The 23888-nt window shown below is 58.9% G+C and carries 16 protein-coding genes; 8 read left to right on the top strand and 8 right to left on the bottom strand.

The genetic code is table 11. The annotated features are described in order from the left end of the window. Positions 1–55: 55 nt before the first annotated feature. Positions 56–1345 carry a uracil permease gene (gene uraA / locus ACJ8HT_RS20890; protein WP_187322664.1) on the bottom strand — a complete coding sequence of 430 codons (1290 nt, stop codon included), beginning with the start codon at positions 1343–1345 and terminating at the stop codon, positions 56–58. Positions 1346–1421: 76 nt separating this feature from the next. After that, a complete protein-coding gene (upp, locus tag ACJ8HT_RS20885) occupies positions 1422–2048 on the bottom strand; it encodes a uracil phosphoribosyltransferase (protein ID WP_004941642.1) in 627 nt (208 codons plus the stop codon). Between the two features lie 255 nt (positions 2049–2303). Here upp and purM point away from each other — a divergent pair, with 255 nt between their 5' ends. The 4 genes from purM to ACJ8HT_RS20865 all read left to right on the top strand — a co-directional run bounded on the left by purM (position 2304) and on the right by ACJ8HT_RS20865 (position 5061). After that, positions 2304–3341, top strand: coding sequence for a phosphoribosylformylglycinamidine cyclo-ligase (gene purM / locus ACJ8HT_RS20880; protein WP_194571199.1), 1038 nt, complete (start codon positions 2304–2306; stop codon positions 3339–3341). Beyond that, on the top strand, positions 3341–3979 hold the full coding sequence (purN, locus tag ACJ8HT_RS20875; protein ID WP_197653264.1) for a phosphoribosylglycinamide formyltransferase: 639 nt from the start codon (positions 3341–3343) through the stop codon (positions 3977–3979). Before purM ends, purN begins: the two co-directional genes overlap by 1 nt. 113 nt (positions 3980–4092) lie before the next feature. Beyond that, positions 4093–4644, top strand: a complete 552-nt coding sequence (gene speG / locus ACJ8HT_RS20870) for a spermidine N1-acetyltransferase (protein WP_004941631.1) — start codon at positions 4093–4095, stop codon at positions 4642–4644. Between the two features lie 201 nt (positions 4645–4845). Further along, complete coding sequence (locus tag ACJ8HT_RS20865) at positions 4846–5061, top strand: hypothetical protein (RefSeq protein WP_197653265.1); 216 nt, start codon at positions 4846–4848, stop codon at positions 5059–5061. 85 nt (positions 5062–5146) lie between these two features. Here ACJ8HT_RS20865 and ACJ8HT_RS20860 read toward each other — a convergent pair whose 3' ends face one another. The 6 genes from ACJ8HT_RS20860 to ACJ8HT_RS20835 all read right to left on the bottom strand — a co-directional run bounded on the left by ACJ8HT_RS20860 (position 5147) and on the right by ACJ8HT_RS20835 (position 17875). Next, positions 5147–5446 (bottom strand): hypothetical protein, encoded by a 300-nt coding sequence (locus ACJ8HT_RS20860; RefSeq protein ID WP_244664511.1) that lies wholly within the window; start codon positions 5444–5446, stop codon positions 5147–5149. An 8-nt stretch (positions 5447–5454) separates the two neighbouring features. Then, positions 5455–11298 (bottom strand): DUF637 domain-containing protein, encoded by a 5844-nt coding sequence (locus ACJ8HT_RS20855; protein WP_197653267.1) that lies wholly within the window; start codon positions 11296–11298, stop codon positions 5455–5457. A 60-nt stretch (positions 11299–11358) separates the two neighbouring features. Then, positions 11359–13026 (bottom strand): ShlB/FhaC/HecB family hemolysin secretion/activation protein, encoded by a 1668-nt coding sequence (locus ACJ8HT_RS20850; RefSeq protein WP_194571878.1) that lies wholly within the window; start codon positions 13024–13026, stop codon positions 11359–11361. A gap of 190 nt (positions 13027–13216) precedes the next feature. Continuing rightward, positions 13217–14029, bottom strand: coding sequence for a phosphate ABC transporter ATP-binding protein PstB (gene pstB / locus ACJ8HT_RS20845; RefSeq protein WP_004941613.1), 813 nt, complete (start codon positions 14027–14029; stop codon positions 13217–13219). 28 nt (positions 14030–14057) lie between these two features. Beyond that, positions 14058–15707, bottom strand: a complete 1650-nt coding sequence (pstA, locus tag ACJ8HT_RS20840; protein ID WP_197653268.1) for a phosphate ABC transporter permease PstA — start codon at positions 15705–15707, stop codon at positions 14058–14060. Further along, the gene (locus ACJ8HT_RS20835) at positions 15704–17875 is read right to left on the bottom strand and encodes an ABC transporter permease subunit (protein WP_197653269.1); all 2172 of its coding nucleotides are present in this window, start codon (positions 17873–17875) and stop codon (positions 15704–15706) included. Before ACJ8HT_RS20835 ends, pstA begins: the two co-directional genes overlap by 4 nt. A 396-nt stretch (positions 17876–18271) precedes the next feature. On the opposite strand from ACJ8HT_RS20835, the gene ppk1 reads away from it, so the two are divergent. The 4 genes from ppk1 (at position 18272) to mgtE (ending at position 23798) form a co-directional block, all read left to right on the top strand. After that, on the top strand, positions 18272–20335 hold the full coding sequence (gene ppk1, locus ACJ8HT_RS20830) for a polyphosphate kinase 1 (protein WP_048234529.1): 2064 nt from the start codon (positions 18272–18274) through the stop codon (positions 20333–20335). A 10-nt stretch (positions 20336–20345) separates the two neighbouring features. Beyond that, positions 20346–21896 carry an exopolyphosphatase gene (gene ppx, locus ACJ8HT_RS20825; protein WP_049200673.1) on the top strand — a complete coding sequence of 517 codons (1551 nt, stop codon included), beginning with the start codon at positions 20346–20348 and terminating at the stop codon, positions 21894–21896. A gap of 182 nt (positions 21897–22078) precedes the next feature. Next, entirely contained in the window at positions 22079–22261 is a 183-nt protein-coding gene (locus tag ACJ8HT_RS20820; protein ID WP_004941600.1) for a YfgG family protein, read from the top strand. A 103-nt stretch (positions 22262–22364) separates the two neighbouring features. Then, positions 22365–23798 (top strand): magnesium transporter, encoded by a 1434-nt coding sequence (gene mgtE / locus ACJ8HT_RS20815; RefSeq protein WP_194571876.1) that lies wholly within the window; start codon positions 22365–22367, stop codon positions 23796–23798. Positions 23799–23888: the final 90 nt, after the last annotated feature.

The following is a 23888-nucleotide window of genomic DNA, read 5'->3' as shown; positions in this document are numbered from 1 at the left end:
CGGATATAATGCAGAAACACGAATAAAAAGGGCAGCCCCTGGGCTGCCCTTTTCGTTACTTCTGCCCCGCCGGTTCGTCCGGCGCGTCGAGCACCTCTTCTTCCTTGCGGAACAGGCTGATGACCTTGAACAGCAGGCTCAGGCCAATGCCGACGATGGTCGCCAGCGCCATGCCTTTCAGCTCCGCCGCGCCGATATGCACCTTGGCGCCGCTCACGCCGATGATCAGGATCACCGAGGTCAGAATCAGGTTTTGCGCCTTGTTGTAATCCACTTTGGACTCGATCAGCACGCGAATGCCCGAGGCGCCGATCACGCCGTACAGCAGCAGCGAAACGCCGCCCATCACCGGCACCGGCACCGCCTGGATCGCCGCCGCCAGCTTGCCGATGCAGGACAGCAGGATAGCCAGCACCGCCGCGCCACCGATCACCCAGGTGCTGTAGACCTTGGTGATGGCCATCACGCCGATGTTCTCGCCGTAGGTGGTGTTCGGCGTAGAGCCGAAGAAGCCGGAGAACACCGTCGAGATGCCGTTGGCGAACATTGAACGGTGCAGCCCCGGATCGCGGATCAGGTCTTTTTTCACGATGTTGGCGGTCACCACCAGGTGGCCGACGTGCTCGGCGATCACCACCAGCGCCGCCGGCAGAATGGTGAAGATGGCGAACCACTCAAAACGCGGGGTGTAGAAGGTCGGCAGCGCGAACCAGTGCGCCTCGCGGATCGGGGTCAAATCCACCACGCCCATGAAGAACGACAGCGCATAGCCCACCAGCACGCCGATCAGGATCGGGATAATTGCCAGAAAGCCGCGGAACAGCACCGAGCCGAGCACCGTGACCGCCAGCGTCACCAGCGAAATGGTGATGGTGGTCGAGTCGGCGCTGGTACCTTCCGCCGGCAGTAGCCCCGCCATGTTGGCCGCCACGCCCGCCAGCTCCAGCCCGATGACGGCGACGATCGCCCCCATCGCCGCCGGCGGGAACATCACGTCCAGCCAGCCGGTGCCGGCCTTTTTCACGATCAGCGCCACCAGGCAGAACAGCACGCCGCACATGATGAAACCGCCCAACGCCACTTCATAACCGAGCGGCAACAGCAGCAGCACCGGCGAGATAAACGCGAAGCTGGAACCGAGATAGGCCGGGATCTTGCCTTTACAGATGAACAGATACAGCAGCGTGCCGATGCCGTTGAACAGCAGCACGGTCGCCGGGTTGATCTTGAACAGAATAGGCACCAGCACGGTGGCGCCGAACATGGCGAACAGGTGCTGGAAGCTGAGCGGAATGGTCTGGAGCAGCGGCGGGCGCTCGCTGACGCCGATGGCGCGACGGGTCATGTGTGCTTTTCCTCGGTTTATTGGTTTTATAGGTTTTAGTCAAAAAAAAGCCGACTCGTTAAGTCGGCTCAAATGTTTACTTAGTACCAAATATCTTGTCGCCCGCATCACCCAGGCCAGGCACGATGTAGCCCTTGTCGTTCAGGCACTGATCGATGGAGGCGGTGTACAGCTCAACGTCCGGGTGCGCTTTCTCCAGCGCGGCGATGCCTTCCGGCGCCGCCACCAGGACCAGCACCTTGATGCTGTGGCAGCCGGCTTTCTTCAGCAGATCGATAGTGGCGATCATCGAACCGCCGGTGGCCAGCATCGGGTCAACGACCAACGCCATGCGCTCTTCGATGTTGGAAACCAGCTTCTGGAAGTACGGCACCGGCTCCAGGGTTTCTTCATCACGGTAAACGCCCACCACGCTGATGCGTGCGCTCGGCACGTGCTCCAGCACCCCTTCCATCATGCCCAGGCCAGCGCGCAGGATAGGCACTACGGTAATCTTTTTCCCTTTGATCTGATCCACTTCAACTGGCCCGCACCAGCCTTCGATGGTGACTTTTTCCGTCTCCAGATCGGCGGTCGCTTCATAGGTCAGTAAACTACCCACTTCTGAGGCCAGCTCACGGAAGCGTTTGGTGCTGATGTCATTTTCGCGCATCAGGCCAAGCTTGTGTTTTACCAGCGGGTGTTTCACCTCAACGATCTTCATCATTTTTCTCCTATTAAGGTGGTTGCGGCCAAAAAAATCGCGGGATTATACCTCCTTTTTTTCGCCGCGCCACCCACAATAGCCCGATCGGGATCAACAAAAGTTTGAATATCAGTATAGATGACGAAAAAGCGGAGCCGGTTCACAAGCCGCTCGCAAACGTTTGCCTGCGCTGTTAGAATTGCCGCGCCTTATTCCGGAATCAACATCGGAAGCACAGTTTTCAAACCGCAAACCGTCGTGGGGAATCGCGCAGTGACCGACAAAACCTCTCTCAGCTATAAAGACGCAGGTGTCGATATCGATGCAGGCAACGCATTGGTAGACCGCATCAAAGGTGTAGTTAAACAGACCCGTCGCCCGGAAGTGATGGGCGGTCTGGGCGGGTTTGGCGCCCTGTGTGCGTTGCCGCAGAAATACCGCGAGCCGGTGCTGGTTTCCGGTACCGACGGCGTGGGCACCAAGCTGCGTCTGGCGATGGATCTGAAACGCCACGACACCATCGGCATCGATCTGGTGGCGATGTGCGTCAACGATCTGGTGGTTCAGGGCGCCGAGCCGCTGTTCTTCCTCGACTACTACGCCACCGGCAAGCTGGATGTGGACACCGCGGCCAGCGTGATCACCGGCATCGCCGAGGGCTGCAAACAGTCCGGCTGTGCGCTGGTGGGCGGCGAAACCGCTGAAATGCCGGGTATGTACCACGGCGAAGACTACGACGTGGCCGGTTTCTGCGTCGGCGTGGTCGAAAAATCCGAGATCATCGACGGCAGCAAAGTGCAGTCCGGCGACGCGCTGATCGCCCTGGGCGCTTCCGGCCCGCACTCCAACGGCTACTCGCTGGTGCGTAAAATCCTGGAAGTGAGCGACACCGATCCGACCGCCACCCAGCTGGAAGGCAAACCGCTGGCCGACCACCTGCTGGCGCCGACCAAGATTTACGTGAAGTCCGTGCTGGAGCTGATCGAGAAGGCGGACGTACACGCCATCGCTCACCTCACCGGCGGCGGCTTCTGGGAAAACATTCCACGCGTGCTGCCGGAAGGCATGCAGGCGGTGATCGACGAAGCCAGCTGGCAGTGGCCGGCGGTGTTCACCTGGCTGCAGCAGGCTGGCAACGTCAGCCGTCATGAAATGTACCGCACCTTCAACTGCGGCGTAGGCATGGTCATCGCCCTGCCGGAAGCCGAAGTGGAAGCGGCCATCGCGCTGCTGACCGCGGCAGGTGAAAAAGCGTGGAAAATCGGTAAACTGACCGCCTCTTCCGACGAACAACAAGTGGTCATCAACTGATGAAAAAGATCGTGGTGTTGGTCTCCGGCCAGGGGAGCAATCTCCAGGCGCTGATTGACGCCTGCCAGCAGGGCCGCATCGCCGCCGAGATCGTGGCGGTGTTCAGCAACAAGGCGCAGGCTTACGGCCTGCAACGCGCCGAGGCCGCGGGCATCGCCGCTCAGGCGCTGGATGCCAAGGCTTACGCCGATCGCGCGGCGTTCGACGCCGCGTTGGCGGACGCTATCGACCAGTACCAGCCCGATCTGGTGGTGCTGGCCGGCTACATGCGCATACTCAGCCCGCAGTTCGTACAGCGTTATGCCGGCCGCCTGCTGAACATCCACCCTTCCCTGCTGCCGAAATACCCGGGGCTGCATACTCACCGTCAGGCCATCGACAACGGCGACAGCGAACACGGCACCTCGGTGCACTTCGTGACCGAACAGCTCGACGGCGGCCCGGTGATTTTGCAGGCCAAGGTGCCGATTTTCGCTGACGACGAAGAGGATGACGTGGTTGAACGGGTGCAAACCCAGGAACACACGATCTATCCGCTGGTGGTGAGCTGGTTCATCGACGGCCGCCTGGCAATGCGCGATGGCGCCGCCTGGCTGGACGGCGAACGCCTGCCTGAGCAGGGTCACGCCGCCGACTGATGCGCGCAGCCTGAACCTTGCCTAAACGGTGCCCATGCGGCGCCGTTTTTTTTCGCCTTCATCCATTCTGTGAAGTTATACTTTGCACAATTTCACGGCACAGAGGAGCCCACATGTCCAGCACTGCCAGCGTCAGGTTACGCCCATTGGAACGGGACGATCTGTCGTTCGTCCACCAGATGGACAACAACGCCAGCGTTATGCGCTATTGGTTTGAAGAACCCTACGAAGCCTTTGTCGAGCTTTCCGATCTCTACGATAAACACATCCACGATCAGAGCGAGCGCCGCTTTATCATCGAGCACGAAGGCGCCAAGGTCGGCCTGGTGGAGCTGGTGGAGATCGATCACATCCACCGCCGCGCAGAGTTCCAGATCATCATCGATCCCGCCCACCAGGGCAAAGGCTACGCCAGCACCGCCGCCCGTCTGGCAATGGACTATGGCTTCTCGGTGCTGAACCTGTACAAGCTGTACCTGATCGTCGACAAGGAGAACCCGAAGGCGATCCACATCTACAGCAAGCTGGGATTCAACGTGGAAGGCGAGCTGATCGACGAGTTCTTCGTCAACGGCGAATACCGTACCGTGCTGCGCATGTGCATCTTCCAGCCGCAATATCTGGCGAAGTTCAAAACGCCCAATGATAAGCCGCTGGTGAAGTGACGATCAGCAAGAAAAAGAGAAAACCCGCGAAAGCGGGTTTTTTATTGGGAAATAAGTGGCTAGTATTAAGGCATGCTATTTTATCGCCAGGAAATAGCCTGATGAATACGGAAATAAATAATATTCCCCGAGATAATTAATCGAACAATAATTAATAGTGATAGTAAGAGTTACCCTCTGCCTCTACAAAGGAAAAATACCATGACAACCGTTTCAAACCTGCTGCTTTTTATCGGCCTGGCGATGCTCGCCATCGCCGCCGGCCTGAATACCTATAGCGGCTACGCGCCTGCAGATCCCAATAACACCCCGCTGTTTTCCCCACTCTGGTGGACGCGCTGGTTCCCGCTCTACGCCTCGGGTGCTGCATTGTTGTTGGTAGGGCTGGTATTGCGGGTTTCGGGGCGGGGACGATAAAAACAGAAAACGGCTCCGAAGAGCCGTTCTCATTAAATTTCACATTTTCACCGAAAAATCTGTAGCCTGACAAAGGTGGTTTTTCTCAGTAAAAATCTTGGTCTATAAGCCCTTCTGATTTCAAAATAGATAAGAACCGAACATATGCTTTCTCATCATATTCAAGCACATCATCCAATAGACTCTCGTCAATAAGAGAATGATGAAAAACCCCATGATCATAATAAACAAACTGCCCCTCCAATCGAGGATCAACAACAGTTACTGAATCCATATTAATTGCCGTCAACCCACCACTATTTCTCGGCAAACCCAAAACTACTGTTTGTGAGTTGAACTCGACCCAGTAAATAGCAAACACATTGATCTCTTTACCATCTTTCATTTGAACTATCATGGCTTTTTACCTTCATTCAATGAGGGGCCGGGTTGAATAGTACTACGTTTGGGTGAGGTTATCTTCATATCATACGCCTTGCCTGTGTTCGAGTTGAACTGATAATGAATGCTTATTGTACTTCCATCAGGCAAATAATGTGTTGCATCCATTTTCTGGAATCCTGCTTCAACCGGGAAACGAGAGTCATTATTCAATCCTTTCAGTGGGGTTCCGTGCTCTGGGTTGTTTCTCACTATATTCCAAAGAACTTGCTCATTTAAATCGCGTGGTGAAGTAACTTGTATCCCTTTCGCCGTAGATATCCCCTCAGCATCTTTGATTAACTTCTGCGTCTGTTGGCTTAGACCAACGAGATTGGGCGATTTAAATGCAGCCTTCTCAGCTGCCTTAATGGTGTTGGTGGTCACCTTAACACCCAGCTTACCTGCGCCGGCGGCCCCAGCAAACAGCTCTAGCCCAGCCATCGTCAGTTTACCGAACTCTAGACCTGCACCATAAGCGCCATCCACGCCCGCGTTTTCATATTTTGTCTTGAATGCTTCGACCCGCCCCAGGTATTCCTGTTTTACACTTTCGCCGATAATCGAGAAGCGGTCATCGTTCTTTATCAGAGTTATTAATGCATCCGCGGCCTCACGTGGATTGCTGGCCACGGCGACTAAACCATCCACCGTATCGCTGATTTCAACCGGGATCCCCGAGACTACACCCGCCGCAAAGGCGCCATCCTGGGTATGGCTCGTTATTCCCCAACTAGCCAACACCACCGCTTTATCAAGCGGCGATTTCGCGGCCGCCAAATCCTTCTCCATCAATTCTTGCTGTTTGTGGCTGAGATAGTTGTATCGGAACGCATTCTCACCACCGGTGGCACCGCTGTAAGCACCATCAGACTTGCTGGTGAAGACTGCGCCTGCGGCAGCGCCCAGCACTCGTGCCATCTGTGCCTGCTGTTCCGATTTCTTCTGCCACTCCTCCGGCTTGATGATATTGTCGCCCAATATCACCCCGGCCAGCTCCGCCGCCAGCGCCCCGGCCGCCGCCCCCTTGGCATTGCCTTTGCCGATTTCTGCGGCCACGCCCGCCAGAACGGCATGGCTTACGGCCCGGCCCGGTATATCGAGAACCTGACCGTTATCCCCAATCAGGTTGGCGCCCTCGGCCTGAACCTGGCTGCCGATGTTCGCCAGCAGCGCATTGGTCAAGTTGTCTTTGAAGCTGCCACCATTGATGGCGGTATTCAGGCTGGAGCTGATAACCGATTGCCCGGCCACCCGCTGCGCCACCTTGCTCCAGTCACCGTTGCTCAGCTGCGGCAGTTTGATGTTGTTCGGGTTAAGCGGTTTGCCTGCCGCATCCTTGCTCCAGCCCATAGCGCTGTCGAAGCCGTTGAGCGCGCCGCCGATCGCCATCGCCGTGGCGGTCGCCTTGACGTTTTCATTGCTGCCCAGCGCCTGCAGGGTTTTTGACAGGTTGCCCTGGTTCTCCACCAACGCCACCGCCGCTTGGGAGGCCAGCGAAGACATCCCGGCCGTGACCGCGCCGCTGGTTATCGCCCCGCCGCCCACGGCGCCGGAAACGCTGGAAGCCGCCGTAGCCGCCAGTGAACTGCCTGCGGTCACCGCCGCGGCCGCAATGGCGATCACCGCCGCCACCGCCGGGTTCAGGTGCTGGCTCTTGTAATCCCAGCTGTCGTAAGCGTCTTTGACCTTGCTCCACTGCACGTCGTTGCGCTTGTTCAGATCTTTGACCCAGGTGGTGCCCGGCGTATTGCCCAGGGCGTCGATGGCGCTTTGCAACGCCTGGCCGTTTTTCACCTTCACATCGGCGCTGACGCCCTTGGCGGCCTCTACGGTCAAGGCGCCACCGGTATGGATGCTCGGCAGCACCCACTTATTGTCTTCGTACCCTTTATTGGCCTGCTTGATAAAGAAGCCTTTCGAATTGCTGACGGTCTGTTCGAAAGAGGTGTTTTTCACCGCGCGGAAGTTAACCTGTCCACGGGAGCTGGTCAGGCGCGCGTTTTGCCCGGCGGCGATTTTGCTGGCTTCATAGGTGCTGTCGTCGCGGCTCATCAGCGTGATATTGCCGGCGGCGGTAAACTCGGTAACCTTGTTGGTCACGTCATGGCGGGTCTGCTTAACCTCGGTTTTCTTGCCCCACCATTTGCGCTTGGTTTCCTTTTTCTCGTAGTGGCTGGACTCCTCCATCGCCTGGGCGTAGAGATAGCCACCCTTGGCGGCAATATCCATATTGCCGACACGCATAGCTTCGGCCTGATTATGGGCGTCGACCTGAGCTTTTTGTTTGGCTTCGTTCGCATTTTGGGTTTGAGCTTGCTGACGAATAGCAGCTAACTCTCGCTCTGCGTTTGCTTTTTCACCTGACGCAGAAGATAGCGCTTGCTGTGCTGCAGTTATCTCATTATTTTTGTTAATTATACGTTGTCTCAGGTTTTCGTATGCTTCTATCTGCTTTTTCTGAAGAGCCAGGGCAATTTCATAGCCATCACCGGAGGTCTCGGCCGGATCGACGCCGTCAGGGAATGGGTCAAATGCCTTCCCTCCCCCATTAATTAATTTTTCCAAATCTGCACGGTTGTTTACTTCAATATTTCCCCAGTCATAATGGAAAGACGTGTTGCCCGCTACCGTCATCACGCCAGCAAGTTTCTCTGACAGAGGATGCCTAGCCGGATCGTCTAACAATAAACCTTCTGGGGAACTTTTAACGTTGTTCAGTGCACCCTGTCTTTGATTAACATTTTGCTCTGCATTTCTAACCGCCTGCTCCGCCGCCGCAATACGACTGCCCCAGTCCGTCACCGCTACCGGCGGTTTCCAGTTAGCTCCCAACCCTTTAACCACCAGCTTGGTCGCCTGGAACAGAATGCTGCCGCCGGAAATCACCGTCATCAGGCCACCGGCATTCAGCTCGGTACCTTGCTGGGTACGGGTTTCGGTGAACTCGTTGCCGCCCTCGCGGTAGGTGTGGTTCTGCACCGCCTCAAAGCGCATGTCGCCACCGGAGGTCAGCGCCATGTTGGCGCCGGAAGTCAACCTGGCACCGTAAGTCAGCAGTTGGTTATTCGCCGCCGCGGTCAGGTTTTTCCCGGCGCTGAGGGTAGTGACCACATGGCGATCGTCTTTGTTGTTGTCGTTGCCGGCATCGATGGCGGAATAGGCCACGTTCGACAGCCACAGGTTCTGCCCGGCCAGTAGCGTGATGTTGCCGTTGGCGGACAGCGTGCCTCCCTGGGTGCCGATGTCGCGGGCCGAGTTAATCAGTAAATTGCCGCCGGCGTGCACCCGGCTACCCAGCTCAGGCGTGCGAGAAGAGGGGAAGAAGCGACTAAATTGCCCCCCCAATTCGCGATAGTTCAGATCGGCATTATGGCCGGCCAACAGCGTGACATCTTTGCCTGCTTTAATGTGCGTCCCGCGCAGCGCCAGATAACCGCCGCTGTTGAGCAGCACTGAACCACTGGCGTTCAACTGTCCAGCATTTAGCAGTTGGTTGAACTGCGTTTGTCGTTGTTCAGGAGATAAATTCTGCGCTAAACGATCGTTATTCAACGCCTCGTCATTTCTGACAATCGAAACCGTGCCGTTCGCCGTCATTGCAATATTTTGGCTTTGCGGCGCGAAGTGCGTGTTACGTAGATAAATGCCTTGCCCGGCATTTAAGGTTAAGTCCCCGGCAGCATTCAATTGGCTCAGCCAGCGGGCACCATCGACGCCGAAATAGCGCGGGCTAGGTACAGTGTGCACTTTGACGTTGCCGTTGCGGCTGGTCAAAGTGACATTATGCCCCTTCAGATAGCTTTGACGGGCATCCAGCTCATTCACTGCTGCAACGTTCAGACTCTTGCCAGCAGTCAGCTCAGCACCGTCGGTGTAAAACAGATCGTCGGCAACCACAGTCAGGTCGTTACGCGCGTTTATTTTATCGGTACTGATGACGCGTCCCGCATGCAGCACAATATTGTGAGCTGCCAGCGAGTCAGGCCGCCCCGAAGCCACCACTTCACTAAGCTGATTTTCCACCGGCGTCGAAGTTTTAATTTCTATCTGATTTTTAAAATCCGCGACCAAACTGCCACCGGCCAACATGGCTGAGAAAGGATAGCCAGAAGCCGACCAGCTCTTTTGCCCACCTTTTCTGACATAAATGACATATTCCGGGATCGACGATTTCTGATCCTGCCATTTATGTCCCAGAACAACTTTAGGATTCGGCACCTTCGGTTCGAACAGTGCATAGTCGTTCATGTCCCCCGTCATTTCACTGCGCACGCCCAGATTATTGCCAGTTAAAATCAGGTCGTTAGTCGCTTTTATTGTGCTGACGTGATTCCAAAGCTCCGACGCATTAATGTAGGCATTCTTCCCTGAAATGATTTCTGCGGGACGGCTGTCGGTCACTACGGTAAAACGCACGCGTTCACTGTTAACCCAGGGCGTTTTTTTGAAATCAACATGTCCCAACCAGGTGAAATTTTTATCTTCAAAGTCCGCCAAATAATCAAAAAATTGGTAATCGAATTGCCCCTCGTACACACCATCAGCCAACCAACGATCGATATCCTTGTTGTCCTTCGGCGCGTTAGTAGAGGAAATGGCGAACTGCTGGCGAACGTTATTTAAACTCTCCGTGCGTATCACCAAATCGCCACTGTTGGTCAGGATTTTCGCCGAACGGTTCTCGACGGATTTAGCCTTGTTGCCCTGCGCATCCTTTTGGATCCACATATTTTTATTGGCGTGCAACTTGGCGTTTTCCCCCGCGTTACGGATATGGTCGCCAAAGATACGCATATCGCCGCTGGTGCTGGTTTGCCCGTCATTCACCAGCGTCGTCGTCGCCAACGTGGCGTTGCCGTCCGCCTGCACGACAGCGCCCGGCGTAATGTGCAATCCCTTGGCGCTGACATTAAGATCACCCTTGCTGTGCGTGGTGCCGTTAAGCACCAGGTTACCGTTAACGCTCAGCGTAATATCCCGCTGTTTGCTGGTGAGGTCTTTCAGGTTCACCCCCACCCCATCCTCGTTGGCCACCAGGCGGATTTTGTTGGCGTACATGCCGCCCAGCGCTTTGGTATCCACCGCCAGCACAGGTTTTGCGCCTTCACCGGCGATCGGTTTGATGCTGCCGTCTTTGAAGCTAATGCGGTTGGCGCCCTGGGTCAGCGACAGATTTTGCGCGTTGATTTTGCCGTTCAGCTCGGTGGCGCGGCTGATGATATCGACATAGTCGGCGCCGCTGCCGTCCAGCCCTTTGCCGCCGATGGTGACGCCGCCTTTTTTCACTTCCAGCGCTTCCAGCGCGCCCTGCTTGTCGAACTGCGGTTTGCCGGTGGTCAGCGTTACGCCCGGCGCATTGATAAAGCCGCAGCCGTCGCAGGTGATGCCATTCGGGTTGGCGATCATCACGTTGGCCTTGTTGCCGAACACCTCGAGCTTGCCCTGAAGCTCGGAACGACTGCCGCCGATCACCTCATTGATGATCAACTCCGCCGGTTTTCCCTTCAGGTAGGTGTTGCCCTGCGCGCTGGAGATCTCCACGCCCAGCTGCGTTTTGCCGCCGTGTGTGGCGTTATTCAACACGGCGCCCTGTGGCCCAACGTTGAAATCTTTATAGGTGTTGTGCGAGATGCCTGCACCGTTCGGCGTGGCGATATTCACCACCGGCACGTCGCCCGGCTTGATAACCACCTGCGTATTGCCGTTGGCGGCGGTAATGCCGGCGGCGAACGCCGGGTGCAACGGCTGGAAAGCCGTCAGGTAGATCAGCAAATAGCTGGCACCGCGCGCCAACGGAGGGTTGAGCTTATCCATATTCATTCCTTCGAAAGGATGTTGTTTTGAACGCCGAGGCGCTCCTGCTGTGTGCTGGCGTTATAAGGTGACGGTGGCTTGCCAGTAGGCCACCCAACGATCCGGTTGCAGGCTGTCTGGGTGCGTCAGCGGTTTACCGACGGTGATCGCCTGATTGAACCAACGGCCGCTTAACGTGGCGCCCAGCGCCGCGCCGGCGACGTTGCCACCGTCGATCTGCCCGGCGCGCCCCTGCAGCCAGCCGGCGTCTAACGCACCGGTCAAAGAGAGCGCCCCCAGCCCCGGCAACGTCCGCCATTGCCAGTTGAGTTCATTGCGCCAGTACGCACCGCGATTACCGGTCAGGTACTGCTCCTTGAAGCCGCGCACCGAGTATTGCCCGCCGATGGAAATGCGCTCGCCGGAATACAGGTTGTCTGCGCTGGTTTGCCCGTAGGCCGAGGTCAGGTAATAGAGGGAGGGTGCGAGCGGATAGAAATAGCTGGCACTGAGGCCAAGCTTACGGAACTCGCTGCGCGGCGCCCCGTTGCGCTCAGGATCGTCGACGGTAGCGCCCAGCATGCGCAGCCCGCGGCTTACCGTCGGGTTCAGCGTCATATAGCCGCCGCCCGTAACCGCACTGTAATTAAGGCCCAGGCTGGCGATGCTGAGCGTCGGGCTGCTGACGCCCAACCGTTCCCCCGCCAGCTTATTTTCCGTGGTGCGTCGCGCCAGCCCGATATCGACGGCCAGCTTGCGTTTGCCATCCCGCAGCAACGTGCGGTTGGCGCCCAGACGCTGGGTCTGGTTATTGCCCTGATAGCGGTAAGCGGCACCGTTGAACGGCACCTGCTGGAAAAAATCGTTCCAGGCGTACTGGTAGCTGAACAGCCAATAGCCATAGGGCAAGGTGACGCTGCCGTTCAGGCTGCGGCTGCGATGATGCGGGCTGAAATCGTTATTGCGCGCTGCGGAAAGCGACCATTGATCGGCGAGACGCAGCGGATTATCCAGCGAGAAGGCGGCGTTCATCTGCCCGGTGCCGGTGCTTTTCTGGCCGCTGTTATCGGCGCCGAAAGAGAAAGAGACCGGTGCACGCGTGGCGCCACGCAGCAAAACCACTTTGGAAAAGCCGGGTTGCTCGCCAGGTTGAATATCGATAGTCACCTGTTGCGACGGCAGGCGGTTGAGCTGCTCCATGCCCTGCTCAATATCGCGCAGATTCAATACGTCACCAACCAGACCGGGAAACGCCATCTTCAACGCCAGCGTCTGCTCACCGTTTTGCGTGATGGACTCGATTCGCCCTTCGCTGGCGCTGACGGTCAACACGCCGCGGGAGATATCCTGCTCCTGCAGCCAGGCCTGCGAAGTGACATAGCCGCGTTGCAGATAAGCATTGGTGGTTTCGCGCACCAGACGGTTGATGTGTTCCAGCGTCAGGCAGCGCCCCTGATACGGGCGGGCCAGGCTTTCTTTTACCGACCAGGAAAGATGTTCGGCGCCCTGAAAAACGATCTGCCGCACCGGTTGGCAAACCGCCCCTGCGCTGGCCGGCTCAGGCAGCGGTAGCGCCGGCAGTTCAACGTTATTTTGCAGCGCCTCGCGTTGCTGCTGCGCCTGTTCCAGCAACGATTTCTGCTGTTGGGTAATGCTGTCGCGATCGGCAGGGCTGGTGATTTCCGCGCACCACGCCGAGCTGCAAAACGCTAATAATAGCGACCAGGCGCCAAGCCTCCATGCACACATTAAAACACATCCATTTACACTGATTTACACAGATTGGCGAATTATAAACAATTCCCTGGCTCCGTCCATGCAAATGAGAATTATTTTTATTAATGTAGCCAGTGAAAAGACGTGCTTGGCGTGTTAGCGAGAATAATCGGAGGAAACACAAAGACGGGAAAAGGGGCGCCGTATGCAACGCCCCCAGAACTCAACCATACCGCCCGGTAATATAATCCTCGGTGCGGCGCTGGCGCGGCGAGGTGAAAATGGCGTCGGTGTCGTTGTACTCCACCAGCCGGCCTTGATGAATAAAGGCGGTGTAGTCGGAGACGCGCGCCGCCTGCTGCATATTGTGCGTCACCAGCACCACGCTATAGCGCTGTTTCAGTGCGGAAATCAGCTCTTCGATAGTCAGCGTAGAGATCGGATCCAGCGCCGAGGTCGGCTCGTCGAGCAGCAATACCTCAGGCTCGATGGCGATGGCGCGCGCGATCACCAGGCGCTGCTGCTGGCCGCTGGACAAGCGGAACGCATTTTCGCGCAGCCGGTCCTTCACCTCATGCCACAGCGCGGCGGCGCGCAGCGAGCGCTCCACCGCCTCATCCAGCAAACGCCGGTCGCGCACGCCCTGCAGCCGCAGGCCGTACACCACGTTTTCATAGATCGATTTCGGGAACGGGTTCGGCCGCTGGAATACCATGCCCACCCGCCGCCGCAGCGCCGCCACGTCGATCTGCGCGCCGGAGATCGCCGCGCCGTTCAGCTGCAGCTCGCCCTCGATGCGGCAGTTGTCCACCAGATCGTTCATGCGGTTGAAACAGCGCAGCAGCGTCGATTTACCGCAGCCCGAAGGGCCGATCAGGGCCGTCACCCGGTGCTTCGGGATACGCAGCGAAATATCGTGCAGCACCTGTTTGTCGCCATAAAACAGGTTCAGGCCGTTGACCGCCAGCGCGGTCTGTTCATCGTCGAGATGCTGGACATCCAGCCGGGGCAAACTGCCTGGCGTCATCAAACCCATTACGCACTCCCCAAAAATAGCGTCATTGTTACTGCGACCATGCTCGGTACCGCTCCCTCAACGAATGGCGGATACCCATCGCCGCCAGATTCAAACTCACCACGATCGTCACCAGCAGGAAGGCGGTGGCGAACACCAGCGGCCGCGCCGCCTCTACGCTCGGGCTCTGGAATGCCATATCGTAGATCTGGAAGCTCAAATGCATAAACTTCCGCTCCAGGTGCAGATACGGGAAAATCTCGTCCACCGGCAGTACCGGCACCGATTTCACTACCCCCACCAGCATCAGCGGCGCGGTCTCCCCGGCGGCGCGCGCCACCGCCAGAATCAGGCCGGTCATCATCGCCGGCGCCGCCATCGGCAGCACGATGCGCCACAGCGTCTCGGCCCGGCTGGCACCCAGCGCCATCGAGCCCTGCCGCAGTGAGGTGGGAATGCGCGACAGCCCTTCCTCGGTGGCGACTATCACCACCGGCAGCGTCAGCAGCGCCAGCGTCAGCGCCGCCCACAGCACGCCGGGCGTGCCGAAGGTCGGGTTGGGCAAGGATTCAGGATAGAACAGCTGGTCGAGCGTGCCGCCTATCATATAAACGAAAAAGCCGAGGCCGAAGACGCCATAGACGATCGAGGGCACGCCGGCCAGGTTGACCACCGCAATGCGGATCACCCGCGTCAGCAGATTGTTGCCGGCATACTCGTGCAGATATACCGCCGCGATCACGCCAAACGGCATCACTACGATCGACATCAGGATCACCATCAACACCGTGCCAAAAATGGCCGGGAACACCCCGCCTTCGGTGTTCGCCTCACGCGGGCTGTCGGTGAGGAACTTCTTCACCTGCTCGCCCCAGTGCGCCAGCTTCTCGCTGGTGTTCATGGCGTTCGGGTACCAGGCATCGCGCACCTGGCTAAGCGGAATGGTCAACGTCTGGCCGTGCATGTCGCGCAGCAGCAGCGCATCGCGCTGGCGATCGCGGTTCAGCCCCGCCAGGCGTTCGGACAGCAGCTGGTATTGCCGCTGTAACTCCAGCCGCTCGGCCTTGATGGCATCCTGCGCACGGGCGTCCAGCTTATCGTCGCGCTGCAGGCGCTTTTCCCTCAGCCGCAGCGCGTCAAACTGCTGATTGATGCGCGCCATATCGCGGAATTGAATATCGTGCGCCTGGCGCGAGAGCGCGGCGATTTGCGGCAGCCGCTGCTGCAACGCCTGCCCCAGATTGCGGCCGGTCAGCGGTTGCCCATCCTCCAGCAGCCCCGCCAGATAACCGTAGGCGGTACCGTGGCTGTCGCGCTCCAGCACCAGCAGGCCGCGTGGCGTGCTTTGGCTGCGGATGTCGCTGGCCAGCAGCGTGCGAAAATCCTGCCCCTCGCGCTCGCGGTTACCGACCTTGATCAGATAGCGTTCGACGCTTTGCGCCTCGCCCGGCGGCGTCACGCCCGCTTCCGTCAGCTGGCGGCGCGAAATGCTTTGCTGCTGATACAGCTCGCCGATCACCGTCACTGGCCCGGCGCCGTTCTGATTCAGCTCAAACTGATAAACCGGGCTCGGCCAGAAATAACGCATCCCTTGCCCAGCCAGCAGCAACAGAATGCCGATCAGCGCCAACAGGCTGACGGCCACCGAACCGGCGGTCAGCCAAATCCACGGCGAGCCGCTCTTCACCCAGTTCTTCATGGTGCCTCCTGATTCGGCGTGTAGCGCTTGCGCAGCCGCAGGCGCACCGCCTCCGCCAGCGTGTTGAACACGAAGGTGAAGACAAACAGCACCAGCGCGGTCAGGAACAGCACGCGGTAATGGCTGCTGCCGGAGACCGCCTCCGGCATCTCGATGGCGATGTTGGCCGCCAGCGCCCGCAGCCCCTGGAACAGGCTGCCGTCGATAATCGGCGTATTGCCGGTGGCCATCAGCACGATCATGGTTTCCCCCACCGCGCGGCCAAAGCCGATCATCAGCGCGGAGAAAATGCCGGCGCTGGCGGAAGGCAGCACCACCTTGATCACCGTCTGCCATTGGGTGGCGCCCAGCGCCAAAGAGCCCTGGCTCAGGGTGGCCGGCACGCTGAACAACGCGTCCTCCGCCAGCGAGAAGATGATCGGCACCAGCGCGAAGCCCATCGCCACGCCCACCACCAGCGCATTGCGCTGGTCGTAATTATCCCCCAGCCAGAAATGCAGCGGCTCACCGAACAGCGCCACCTCCAGCCGCGGCCCCAGGCTGAGCGCCAGCCACACCGTCAACGCCAGCAGCGGCAGCAGCAACAGCAGATCGACACCCGGCCGGCAACGCGGCATAAAGCGATGGGTCAACGCGCCGCACAGCAGTACCGCCGCCGCCAGCAGCAGCGGCAACGCCAGCACCGCCAACAGATACTGCTCGATGATCGGCGCCAGCCAAATGCCGGCCACCAGCCCGATCACCACCGTCGGCAGCGCGCCCATCACTTCGATAGCCGGTTTGATCACCCGCCGTAGCCCCGGCGTCATAAAGTAAGCGGTATAGATGGCGCCGGCCAGCGCCAGGGGAATGGCGAACAGCATCGCGTAAGCCGCCGCCTTGAAGGTGCCGAAGATCACCGGCATCAGGCTGAATTTGGGTTGGTAACTGTCTTCGCCGGAGGTGGACTGCCAAACATAGGCCGGCTGCGGGTAGTTCTCATACCACACCTTGCCCCACAGTGAACGCCAGGTAACGTCCGGATACGGGTTGTCGAGCGCATAGCGCTGCCAGCCCTGTGCGCTCTCCAGCAGCAGGCCATCGCCGCGCGGCGCGAACGCCATCTGTTGCACCTCGGCGCCCAAACGGGTATTCAGCAGCGGCTGCGGTTGAATGGTGGAGAACAGCGAGAAGCCGCCATCGGGCCGCAGGGTGGCGAACACCCGGCGATAGGGCTCAGCCACCGTCAGCTCCTGCCCGTCGGCGCCATGGTCGAAATGCTGCACCGGCGTCAGGCGCCAGCGCTGCTCTTTTTCTACTTCGAACCACTCGCGCAGATTGCCGTCGGCGCCCTTGATCAGCAGCGCGCTGCCGCCGGGCAGCGCCGTCATCTGATACGGGGTATGTTCGCCAAGGGTGCGCGTTTCACGCAGCTGCAGCTGCGCGCCGTCGATCTGATAACGCGCCAGCCGGTTACCGGTCAGCAGGTAAAGCTGGCGGCCATCCGGCGTCAGCACCAGTTGTTCTGCATCCTGTTCCAGCGGCCGCTCGCTGAACTGCGGCGGCCGGTCAGGGCTGAAGCGGCCGAACACCAGCCGCCGATCGTCAGTCACCCCAGCCAGCAGATACTGTTCGCGATGGGCATCCGCCAGCGACAGCAGTTTCAGCGGCTTGCGCTGCGGATCCAGCGCCAACGGCTGCTGCCCGAGCGGGAACAACCACTGCGGCCGGCCGTTTTCCGCCGTCGCGAAATCCGCGCGCGCCACCACCAACCGGCCGTCGGCCTGCGCCAGCGCAAACAGATCGCGCTCTCCGGCGGCCTGGGCAAGCAGCGCCGGTTTGGCCAGCAGCGTCTGCTGCGCCAGCGGCGCCTGGGGCTGGCCGTTCGGTGCCGGCGTCAGGCGATAAAACTGCCCCGCGCCCTGCGCGTCGATGCGGTAACCGACGCGCTGCTGCACGTCCATGCCCAGCGCCAGCGCCGGGGCCGACGCCGCGATCGGCAGCGGCTGCGCCTGGCCGAGCGAGGCCGGTTTAAACAGCGGCAGCACGGCAAACAGCAAATAGACGAAGATCAGCATCAACGTCATCAGCACCATCAGCCCGCTGGCGGTTACTGCCGCCTGCACGCCGCGGTCGATGCGCCCGCGCATGCGATCTCGGGGATGTTGATTGGCCGTCGTCTGTGTCATGTGTCTCGCTGTCGCTGATGTAATCGGGCTTGCGCCGTAAGATAACCGGGCATCTTATGTCAGTTTTATGACGTTTGCATGACAAAGTTACCCGCCACACTCCAGGTTTTTTACATTGCAGACAGACAATATGGCGTTGATATATTGCTGAAAAATGAACGCAAATACGTCTAATACCACCAAGAATAAGCCTGCTAACCTTCATTTCATGCTGCTCATTCCACCACCCTGCGCCCTGCATCGGCGAAAATTTATTGCCGCCAAAAAACGCCGCGTGCCAACGCAATGGATATGTTGGACTTTCCTGTCAATCTCTCGCAATAATGATGAAGGACACTAGAGCGGCATCCGGGCGCTGCGTCCCGGATCCTATTCTAAATTTGAACTGGAGTGGCAATGGGTCAGGAAAAGCTCTACATCGAAAAAGAACTAAGCTGGTTATCCTTTAATGAACGCGTGTTGCAGGAAGCCGCAGATAAGAGCAATCCCCTGATTGAACGTATGCGTTTTCTGGGCATTTACTCCAACAACCTCGACGAGTTCTATAAAGTCCGCTTCGCCGATCTCAAACGGCGCATCCTGATCAGCGAAGAGCAAGGCTCCGCCGGCGCCTCGCGCCACCTTCTGAAAAAGATCCAGGCCAAGGTGCTGAAAACCGATCAGGAGTTCGACGGCCTGTACAACGATCTGCTGCTGGAAATGGCGCGCAATCAGATCTTCCTGATCAACGAACGCCAGGTGTCCGAGAACCAGCAAATCTGGCTGCGGCAATATTTCAAACAGCATCTGCGCCAGCACATCACGCCGATCCTGATCAACCACGACACCAACCTGGTGCAGTTCCTGAAAGACGATTACACCTACCTGGCGGTGGAGATCATTCGCGGCGCGCGCATCGACTATGCGCTGCTGGAGATCCCGTCCGACAAGGTGCCGCGCTTCGTCAATCTGCCGCCGGAAGCGCCTCGCCGCCGTAAGCCGATGATCCTGCTGGACAACATTCTGCGCTACTGCCTGGACGATATCTTCAAGGGCTTCTTCGACTACGACGCGCTCAACGCCTACTCGATGAAAATGACCCGCGACGCGGAGTACGATCTGGTCACCGAAATGGAATCCAGCCTGCTGGAACTGATGTCCTCCAGCCTGAAACAGCGCCTGACCGCCGAACCGGTGCGCTTCGTGTATCAGCGCGACATGCCGAACGAAATGGTGGAACTGCTGCGCGGCAAGCTGGGCATCTCCAACTACGATTCGGTGATCGCTGGCGGCCGCTACCACAACTTCAAAGATTTCATCAGTTTCCCGAACGTCGGCAAGGCCAACCTGGTCAACAAGCCGCTGCCGCGCCTGCGCCACATCTGGTTCGACGGTTTCCGCAACGGCTTCGACGCCATTCGCGAAAAAGACGTGCTGCTCTACTACCCGTACCACACCTTCGAGCACGTGCTGGAGCTGCTGCGCCAGGCGTCGTTCGATCCGAGCGTGCTGGCTATCAAGATCAACATCTACCGGGTGGCGAAAGATTCGCGCATCATCGAATCGATGATCCACGCCGCGCACAACGGCAAGAAGGTCACGGTGGTGGTCGAGCTGCAGGCGCGCTTCGACGAAGAGGCCAACATTCACTGGGCGAAGCGCCTGACCGAAGCCGGCGTGCACGTGATCTTCTCGGCGCCGGGCCTGAAAATCCACGCCAAGCTGTTCCTGATTTCGCGCCGTGAAGGCGATGACATTGTGCGCTATGCTCATATCGGTACCGGCAACTTTAACGAAAAAACCGCGCGCATCTACACCGACTATTCGCTGTTGACCGCCGACTCACGCATCACCAACGAGGTGCGCCGGGTATTCAACTTTATCGAGAACCCCTACCGGCCGGTCACCTTCGACAACCTGATGGTATCGCCGCAGAACTCGCGCCTGAAGCTGTATGAGCTGATCGACAACGAAATCGCCAACGCCCAGGCCGGGGAACAGGCCGGCATTATGTTGAAAATAAATAATCTGGTGGATAAAGGGCTGGTAGATCGGTTATATACCGCGTCCGGCGCCGGCGTGAAAATCCGCCTGCTGGTGCGGGGCATGTGTTCCCTGATTCCCAACCTGCCGGGGATCAGCGACAATATTCAGGTGATCAGCATCGTCGATCGCTTTTTGGAACACGATCGGGTTTACGTTTTCGACAATAAAGGTGACAAACGGGTATATCTGTCCTCCGCCGACTGGATGACCCGCAACATAGATTACCGTATCGAAGTGGCGGTATCGCTGCTGGATCCGGCGCTGAAACAGCGCGTTCTGGACATCCTGGAGATCCTGTTCAGCGATACGGTCAAGGCCCGTTATGTGGATAAAGAACTGAGCAACCAGTACGTGCCGCGCGGCAACCGCCGCAAAGTGCGTGCTCAGGTGGCTATTTACGAGTATTTAAAAGCTCTGGAACAACCAGGACAGTAGGCCAGCAACTATGCCGCTAAAAAACACTGCAACGAACAAACCGCAGGAAATCGCCGCCATCGACCTCGGGTCGAACAGTTTCCACATGGTGATCGCCCGCGTCGTCAACGGCGCCTTACAGGTATTGGGCCGTTTAAAACAGCGGGTGCATCTCGCCGACGGATTGGACAGCAACAACGTACTCAGTGAAGAGGCGATAGAGCGCGGCCTGGCCTGCCTGGCCTTGTTTGCCGAACGGCTGCAGGGCTTTCCGGCGGATAACGTCACCATCGTCGGGACTCACACCCTGCGTCAGGCGGTGAACGCCGAAGTGTTCCTCAAGCGCGCCGCCAAAGTGATTCCCTACCCGATCGAAATCATCGCCGGTCAGGAAGAAGCGCGCCTGATTTTCATGGGCGTGGAGCACACTCAGCCGGAGAAAGGCCGCAAGCTGGTGATCGACATCGGCGGCGGATCCACCGAGCTGGTGATCGGCGAAGACTTCGAGCCGCTGCTGGCGGAAAGCCGCCGCATGGGCTGCGTCAGCTTCGCCCAGCTGTTCTTCCCGGGCGGCGAGATCAGCAAAAACAACTTCCGCCGCGCGCGGCTGGCGGCGGCGCAGAAGCTGGAAACGCTGGCCTGGCAGTACCGCATTCAGGGCTGGCAGTATGCGCTGGGCGCTTCGGGCACCATCAAGGCCGCCCACGAAGTGCTGGTGGCGATGGGGGAAAAAGACGGTCTCATCACCTTGGATCGCCTGGAAATGCTCGCCGAGCAGGTGCTGCAGTTCAAAAGCTTCAGTTCACTGAGCCTGCCGGGGCTGTCGGAAGATCGCCAATCGGTGTTCGTGCCGGGGCTGGCTATCCTGTGCGGCGTGTTCGATGCGCTGGCGATCCGCGATCTGCGCCTGTCCGACGGCGCGCTGCGCGAAGGCGTGCTGTATGAAATGGAAGGCCGTTTCCGCCACCAGGACATCCGCAGCCGCACCGCCAAGAGCCTGGCCGATCACTACAACATCGATCGCGAGCAGGCCAAGCGGGTGCTGGAAACCACCGAGCTGCTCTATTCGCAGTGGATGGCGCAGAACACCAAGCTGGCGCATCCGCAGCTGGAAGCCCTGCTGAAATGGGCCGCCATGCTGCACGAGGTGGGGCTGAGCATCAACCACAGCGGCATGCACCGCCATTCGGCCTACATTCTGCAAAACTCCAACCTGCCTGGCTTCAACCAGGAACAGCAACTGCTGCTGGCGGCGCTGGTGCGCTTCCACCGCAAGGCGATCAAGCTGGAAGAGCTGCCTCGCCTCAACCTGTTCAAGAAGAAACACTACCTGCCGCTGATCCAGCTGCTGCGTCTGAGCACCCTGCTCAACAACCAGCGTCAGTCGACCACCACGCCGGAAACGCTGCGCCTGACCACCGACGACAACCACTGGACGCTGCGCTTCCCGGCCGGCTACCTGGCGCAGAACAACCTGGTGCAGCTCGATTTCGAACGCGAGCAGGCCTACTGGAACGACGTCGTCGGCTGGAAGCTGCTGATCGACGAAGAAGGCTCGCAAGACGAACAGCGCTCCGCCTGATCCCCCCGCCCCCTGCCAGACAGGGGGTTTTTCTTTCCGCCCTCGCCCCGACAACCTAAACGAAACCCTAATGCGCCGTGCCGCACGCCGGAAAAAAATGGACAACTTTTGTCATCAGCGCCTAAAATCCGGTTACAAATTCTCGAGCGAATAACACAGGATACCGGCATACCGGGTGATATATGCGCAAGAAAACCACCGGACAGATGACGAAGATAGTGTTGTTTATCAGCTTTATCATTTTAGTCGGCCGACTGCTGTACGCCGCCGTGGTGGCGGTGCCTCATCATCAGGAAAAAAAGCAGGCCGCTGCGCAAAACGCCGCCGAAGTCAGCGCGCCGCAACAGGACGCCTCCTCTGAATAACCGCCGCGCCCCGTCCGTTTCATAAAAATGACTCCGGCACTCGCTATGCTCTATCTTTTAATGAGCCTGCGTCAGGAACGCCGAGCGCCCGTTAAGGAACACCATGTCAGCCGCAACCCATAACGTCAAAAAAGTCGCTGAACACCGCCAGCGCATTCTCACTCTGTTGTTGAACAATAAGGAATTGGTCGACGGCATTCTCGGCCGGCCAGGGGATGAGCACGCCCTCAGCCAAAGCGAACTGCTGAACCAGACGGCGGAAATCACCGGCCTGTTGGACGACATGCACGCCGCCGACCTGGCGGACCTGCTGGAAGCGCTGCCGCAGGATGAACGTATGGCGCTGTGGCGGCTGGTGGGCAACAGCAAGCGCGGCCAGACGCTGGTGGAGGTCGCCGAGCCAGTCTGGGACAGCCTGATCGAGGAAATGAGCGACAAAGACCTGCTCAAAGCGATCAAAACGCTGGACGTCGACGAACAGGCCTACCTGGCACAATACCTGCCGCGTAACCTGATGGGCCGGTTGCTGACCTCGCTGGAGCCGGAGCAGCGCGCCCAGGTGCGCGAGATGAGCCAGTACGCCAAAGACAGCGTCGGCTGGATGATGGATTTCGAACTGGTGACGGTGCGGCCGGACGTCACGCTCGGCGCAGTGCACCGCTTTTTGCGCATGCGCAAAACCATTCCCGATGCCACCGATAAACTGTTCGTCACCGACCGCAAAAACACCCTGCTGGGCGAGCTGCCGCTGACCGCGGTGCTGCTGAACGATCCGGAGATCCCGGTGCGCGACGTGATGGACAGCGATCCCGCCACCTTTCAGCCCGAAGACAAGGCCGATGAAGCGGCCGGCGCGTTCGAGCGTTACGACCTGATCAGCGCCCCGGTGGTTGACGCCAAGGGCAAACTGATGGGCCGCCTGACCATCGAAGAGATCGTCGACGCCGTCAACGAAGAGAGCGACACCAACCTGCGCCGCATGGGCGGTTTAAGCCCGGAAGAAGACGTGTTCGCCCCGGTCAGCAAGGCGGTCAAGACCCGCTGGGCCTGGTTGGCGATCAACCTCTGCACCGCGTTCGTCGCCTCGCGCGTGATCGGCCTGTTCGAACACACCATTTCCCAGCTGGTGGCGCTGGCGGCGCTGATGCCGATCGTCGCCGGTATCGGCGGCAACACCGGCAACCAGACCATCACCATGATCGTGCGCGCGCTGGCGCTGCACCAGATCGAAGTCGGCAACATCTCGCGCCTGATGCTCAGAGAGCTGGGGGTGGCCATCATCAACGGCGTGGTGTGGGGCGGCATCATGGGCGTGATCACCTGGCTGCTGTACGGCGACGCGGCGATGGGCGGCGTGATGACGCTGGCGATGCTGCTCAACCTGCTGCTGGCGGCACTGATGGGCGTGGTGATCCCGATGACCATGCTCAAAATGGGCCGCGATCCGGCGGTCGGCTCGAGCGTGCTCATCACCGCGCTGACCGACACCGGCGGCTTTTTCATCTTCCTCGGCCTCGCCACCCTGTTCCTGCTGTAATACGCCAAAAGCCGGCCCCGCGCCGGCTTTTTCGTCATTCTGTCGCCGGGCTTGCGTTAACGCAGCAAAGTCGGCCTTCCCGGTAGGTTT

Origin of the sequence: Serratia sp. CY44782 (genome assembly GCF_052168715.1) — a bacterium.
Taxonomy (GTDB): domain Bacteria; phylum Pseudomonadota; class Gammaproteobacteria; order Enterobacterales; family Enterobacteriaceae; genus Serratia; species Serratia nevei.
The sequence above is the reverse complement of the archived record's forward strand: the minus strand, read 5'-3'. Positions and strand labels throughout refer to the sequence as shown.

Bases quoted from the DNA above. Each gene is read 5' to 3' on its own strand.
- pstB (WP_004941613.1), bottom strand. From the start codon at position 14,029: ATGGGTTTGATGACGCCAGGCAGTTTGCCCCGGCTGGATGTCCAGCAT.
- ppx (WP_049200673.1), top strand. From the start codon at position 20,346: ATGCCGCTAAAAAACACTGCAACGAACAAACCGCAGGAAATCGCCGCC.
- uraA (WP_187322664.1), bottom strand. From the start codon at position 1,345: ATGACCCGTCGCGCCATCGGCGTCAGCGAGCGCCCGCCGCTGCTCCAG.
- ACJ8HT_RS20850 (WP_194571878.1), bottom strand. From the start codon at position 13,026: ATGTGTGCATGGAGGCTTGGCGCCTGGTCGCTATTATTAGCGTTTTGC.
- mgtE (WP_194571876.1), top strand. From the start codon at position 22,365: ATGTCAGCCGCAACCCATAACGTCAAAAAAGTCGCTGAACACCGCCAG.
- pstA (WP_197653268.1), bottom strand. From the start codon at position 15,707: ATGAAGAACTGGGTGAAGAGCGGCTCGCCGTGGATTTGGCTGACCGCC.
- upp (WP_004941642.1), bottom strand. From the start codon at position 2,048: ATGAAGATCGTTGAGGTGAAACACCCGCTGGTAAAACACAAGCTTGGC.
- ACJ8HT_RS20855 (WP_197653267.1), bottom strand. From the start codon at position 11,298: ATGGATAAGCTCAACCCTCCGTTGGCGCGCGGTGCCAGCTATTTGCTG.
- ACJ8HT_RS20820 (WP_004941600.1), top strand. From the start codon at position 22,079: ATGCGCAAGAAAACCACCGGACAGATGACGAAGATAGTGTTGTTTATC.
- speG (WP_004941631.1), top strand. From the start codon at position 4,093: ATGTCCAGCACTGCCAGCGTCAGGTTACGCCCATTGGAACGGGACGAT.
- ACJ8HT_RS20835 (WP_197653269.1), bottom strand. From the start codon at position 17,875: ATGACACAGACGACGGCCAATCAACATCCCCGAGATCGCATGCGCGGG.
- ACJ8HT_RS20860 (WP_244664511.1), bottom strand. From the start codon at position 5,446: ATGAAAGATGGTAAAGAGATCAATGTGTTTGCTATTTACTGGGTCGAG.
- purN (WP_197653264.1), top strand. From the start codon at position 3,341: ATGAAAAAGATCGTGGTGTTGGTCTCCGGCCAGGGGAGCAATCTCCAG.
- ppk1 (WP_048234529.1), top strand. From the start codon at position 18,272: ATGGGTCAGGAAAAGCTCTACATCGAAAAAGAACTAAGCTGGTTATCC.
- ACJ8HT_RS20865 (WP_197653265.1), top strand. From the start codon at position 4,846: ATGACAACCGTTTCAAACCTGCTGCTTTTTATCGGCCTGGCGATGCTC.